The organism is Halorubrum sp. Ea1, assembly GCF_002252965.1.
Lineage (GTDB): Archaea > Halobacteriota > Halobacteria > Halobacteriales > Haloferacaceae > Halorubrum.
The window spans coordinates 1-4,170 of the sequence record NZ_NHPG01000098.1 but is presented as its reverse complement, the minus strand read 5'-3'; the positions used below and the strand labels follow the sequence as shown (position 1 = coordinate 4,170).

The window sequence follows — 4,170 nt, the reverse complement described above, 5'->3', positions numbered from 1 at the left end:
CCCCGTCGCCCCCGTCGTCGTCGGCGCTCCCGACTCCCCCGACGTCGTCGCCCGTACCCAACCGGCGCACGGCGCGTTCCACCTCCTCGACCGTCTCGGCCTGACGCTCGCTCTCGGCCGCCAGCTCCCGCATCTCGTCGGAGACGCGGTTCGACTGCCGGACCACCTCGTCGACCGTGGCGGCGATTTCCTCGGCGGCGGCGGCCTGCTCGTCGGTCACGTCCGAGACCTCGTCGATGCCGTCCGCCGTCTCCGTCACCGCCTCGGCGATGGCGGCGAGGCTCTCCGTCGCGTCGCCGACTCGCTCGCTCCCGTCGTCGACCCGCTCGGTCGTCTCCGAGAGGCTCCCGACGGTGTCCTCGGTGTCGGTCCGGATCCCGTCGACCATCGATTCGATGTCGCTCGCGTGTCGCTGCGACTCCTCCGCGAGCGACTTGATCTCGTCGGCGACGACACCGAAGCCGGCGCCGGCGTCGCCCGCGCGGGCCGCCTCGATCGAGGCGTTCAACGCGAGCAGGTTGGTCTGGTCGGCGATCCCGTTGATCGCGTCGACGAACTCGTCGATCTCCTCGACGCGGTCTTGGAGCGATTCGACGTCGTCGGCCACCTCGTCGACGGCGGCGCCGATGTCGTCCATGGCCGCCGCGGCGTCGTCGGCCGCCGCGCGCCCGTCGTCCGCCAGCGACTCCGCTCGGCCGCTCGTCCGTTCGACCTCGTCGGCGGTCGATGCCACCTCCTCGACCGTCGCCGAGAGGTTCGACACCTCCGAGGAGATCTCCGCCACCCGCTGCGACTGCTCTTCGGAGGCGTCGTCGACCGCGGCGGCGCTGTCGGCGGCGTCCGACGCCGACTCCCGGAGGTCGCCCAGCGGCTCCCGGACCTCGTCTTCCACCTCGGCCATCAGGCGCTCGTTCCGCTCGATCTCCTTCGAGAGCCTCTCGTTGTACGAGTGGATGTACGTGTCCGTGACGACCTGCATGTCGAGGTTGACGATCCGGAGGACGGAGAGGAGGTCCTCGATCGCGTCGTCGACTTCCGCTTCTATCGCCGCCTCGGTCTCGGCGTCGACGGCCCCGCCGTCAGCGTCGTCCGGTGCGCTCGGCGTCACCCCGTCCGCCCCGCCCGACAGCCGGTCCGTGAGCGAGTCGACGAGCCGGTCGCCGATGAGCGGGAGAATGAGGTCGTAGTACACGCCGTACTGGCCGAGGTAGTGTTTCATCGGCATCTCCAGCACGTCGTGGATCTTCCCGATCCGCGCCCGGTCCTCGAAGTACTCCTCACCGTAGTCGCCGCCCGCGAGCGTCACGAGGTACGCCGACTGCGTCCGCTTGAGCTGGTCGATCCCCTTATCCGAGCGGCCGATGACGTCGACGGTCTGCTCGTGACCGGTGAGATTCTCGTAGAAGTCTTCCGCGATCCGATCGGCGTTCTCCGCGAACGCCTCCTCGTACCGGCTCAGCCGGCGTTTGTCGTCCTCGTCGAAGCCGACGAACTCCTTGCGCCACCGGATCTCCTCGGCGTCGAGCCCGATGTCGTCCACCAGCGCCGCGGCGTCCACACCGGCGCTCAGTTCGCCCCGTCCGAAGTCTCCGCTCCCGTACTCGCCGGACTTACTCATACCGTCGCCCGCACGTCGGTGGAATATAACGTTGTGCGTCCGTTTTTCAGGACTGATACGTTTCGAGGGCAACGACCGGACCGCGGAGAGAGGAAGGCGATAATAAACAATCTCGCCCCGGATTCTCGCGGTCTGAGACCGCCTCGGTTCGCCCCGGCAGACGTCGACGTGGCCCCGGACGCGGCGACTCAGCTATCGACGGTCTCCGAGTGCGGCGGCGGCAGGAGAACGTCGGTCCCCGGGTGCTCGCTCCGCCACTCGCCCCAAGTGGTCACCGTCGACGAGACGATCGGCAGCCGGTCGCCCGCCTCGGGACCGCAGATGGCCTCCCCGAGGATCTGGCTCCAGTAGCTCAGCGTCGCCTCGTCGTACATCACGAGGTTGCCACCTCGGGCTAGGTCGGTCTCCCCGCCCGTCCGTCCGGCACCGAACGTCCGGTTGTCCCGTTCGCTCGCGGCCTGCCGGATGGACTCGGGCTGCCAGAGCAGGCCGGAAACCAGGAACGTGGTCGGCTCGCCGTCGAGTCGCCGGTCGGCGACGAGGCCGCTGCGGCAGATCGGACAGTACGTGACGATCACCGGTCGACGCTCACCGCTATCGGTCCGCCCGAACGCGTCGTTGACGATCTCGTGAATGTAGAGGACCGCCAACGGGTACGCCCGCGTTCCGTCGGGGCCCTCCAGCCCGATGACCGTCTGTTCGGCGCTGAGCGTCGTCGCATCGTCGAAGCGATACTCGGGGGCCGGGGTTATCTCGTCCCAGTCGGGACCGAAGGCCGGGTCGGTGATGGCGGCGATACCGGGATCGGCTCTGATCTCCTCCTCGCAGATCGTAGACGGAATGCCGTATTCGGCCATCGCACTCGCGTTTCGGTCGGGGCCATCGTCGGTCGGCGTCTCGGACTGTTCGCTATCGACGGCACCGCCGCACCCGGCGAAGCCACTCATCCCCAGCCCGAGCGCCGAGAGGAGCGAACGGCGGTCCATGGCGGCCTCAGGAACCGCGTGCGCAAAACTCATACGCCGACGTGTTCCGCCGCCGCACCACCGCCGCGCTCAGCCGAGACCGAGCAGCGACAGCCCGCCGTACCGGAAAAAGAAGAGGTAGAGCTGGGCCAGTCCGGCGAGTGCCAGCAACGCCCCGGTGAGCCGTTCGAACCGGTTGCCACTGTCGGCGAGCCGCGTGACGAGCCGGTCGTAGCCGAGCGCGGTCGCTCCCGTGACGGCGACCATCAGGAGGACCATTCCGGTCGCGTAGGCGGCGAAGACGGTGATCGCGCCCACGGGACCGGCACTGAACGCGACGCCGGCGAGGCCGACGAACACGGGCGCGGTACACCCCGCGGCCGCCGCCGCGTAGACGACGCCGAACAGCAGGAAGCCGCTCTTGGACCGACGACGGGCCGGCAGTCGGATATGCACCGCGGAGACGCCGTACCGGCCGGTCGCGACGGCGCCTCCGAGGGCGACCAGTCCGGCGCCCACCACCAGCTCTAGGGCGGCGAGGTTCGACAGCGGTTCCGTCCCGACAACGGCCACGAGGAGGGCCAATGCGGCGTAGACGACGAGCATGCCGCTGCTGGTGAGGGCGGCCACGAGCCCCGCCCGTCGGAGCTGAACCCCCGCCGGTGCGTCGCCCGCCGCGTCGCCGAGGTAGAACGCGATGTAGCCGGGCAACAGCGGGTAGGCACACGGGGCGAAAAACGTCGCCACACCGGCCGAAAACGCGAACCCCAGACGAAGCGGCGCCAACTGACTCATGCGCCGGCGTCGTCAAGGGCGTCGGCGATGGTGTCAGCGGCTGCCAACCCGCTGTGGCGCCAGACCTCCGCGTTCTCGGTATCGAGCGCGATCAACGTCGGGATCCGTGTCACGTCGTATCGCTCGGACACGCGCAGGTCCGGATCCGTCGCGACCGGCCAGGTCCCCTCGTTGTCGCGCCAGAACCGCTCTACGGCCGCCTCGTCCGCCTCGTTCGTTATCGAGAGCATGTGGACCGCGGGATACTCCCGCTCGATGCGACGGAGTTCGGTCATCTGCGGCTCGCAGGGCGCACACCACGTCGCCCAGAAGTCGAGCAATACCACGTCGTCGACCGGGGCGACCCGAACCGAGCCGCCCGGCGAACCCGCGACGGCCAAGGTGTCGAGCGCTGAGGTCTCGTCCGCGGACGTACCGATGCATCCGGCTATCCCCGTCGCGGCAGCAGCGAGTCCCCCGGCGAGGAATCTGCGACGGGACGGCATACCGACCAGCACGATATCGCGCTAATTAGTTTTTCGCCGGTCGTGGCCCGTCGATACACAGCAGTGGCTCTCTCGGCGTCGTTACCACTCCGGTTCGGTCCCGCCGTCCGCTCTCGCGCTCGTGGCCGCGAGCTCCGCGAACTTCGCGTCGACCGGCGCCGGCTTCGACGTCGAGCGAGCGCTCGAACAGTGACCCCGACGCGGTCATCGGATTACACGACGCGGTTTCCGCCGACGAGTCGCGGTCACTCGCGCTCGCCCACCCCCAGCGCCGCGAGGTCGACGTTATCGGCGACGAGGTCGGCGG

Annotated in this window: 4 protein-coding genes; all 4 read right to left on the bottom strand. The window is 69.3% G+C overall.

The window, feature by feature from the left end; translation table 11 throughout:
• On the bottom strand, positions 1-1,618 hold a 1,618-nt coding region (locus DJ73_RS11740), incomplete at its 3' end, for a globin-coupled sensor protein (RefSeq protein WP_254921640.1).
• A gap of 188 nt (positions 1,619-1,806) precedes the next feature.
• The gene (locus DJ73_RS11735; protein WP_094558042.1) at positions 1,807-2,604 is read right to left on the bottom strand and encodes a DUF3179 domain-containing (seleno)protein; all 798 of its coding nucleotides are present in this window, start codon (positions 2,602-2,604) and stop codon (positions 1,807-1,809) included.
• 69 nt (positions 2,605-2,673) lie between these two features.
• On the bottom strand, positions 2,674-3,378 hold the full coding sequence (locus DJ73_RS11730) for a cytochrome c biogenesis CcdA family protein (RefSeq protein ID WP_094526968.1): 705 nt from the start codon (positions 3,376-3,378) through the stop codon (positions 2,674-2,676).
• A complete protein-coding gene (locus DJ73_RS11725) occupies positions 3,375-3,863 on the bottom strand; it encodes a TlpA disulfide reductase family protein (protein ID WP_094524296.1) in 489 nt (162 codons plus the stop codon). The genes DJ73_RS11730 and DJ73_RS11725 overlap by 4 nt, the downstream gene beginning before the upstream one ends.
• Positions 3,864-4,170 lie beyond the last annotated feature (307 nt).

Coding starts and splice junctions, on each gene's coding strand:
- DJ73_RS11730 (WP_094526968.1), bottom strand. CDS start 3,378: ATGAGTCAGTTGGCGCCGCTTCGTCTGGGGTTCGCGTTTTCGGCCGGT.
- DJ73_RS11735 (WP_094558042.1), bottom strand. CDS start 2,604: ATGGACCGCCGTTCGCTCCTCTCGGCGCTCGGGCTGGGGATGAGTGGC.
- DJ73_RS11725 (WP_094524296.1), bottom strand. CDS start 3,863: ATGCCGTCCCGTCGCAGATTCCTCGCCGGGGGACTCGCTGCTGCCGCG.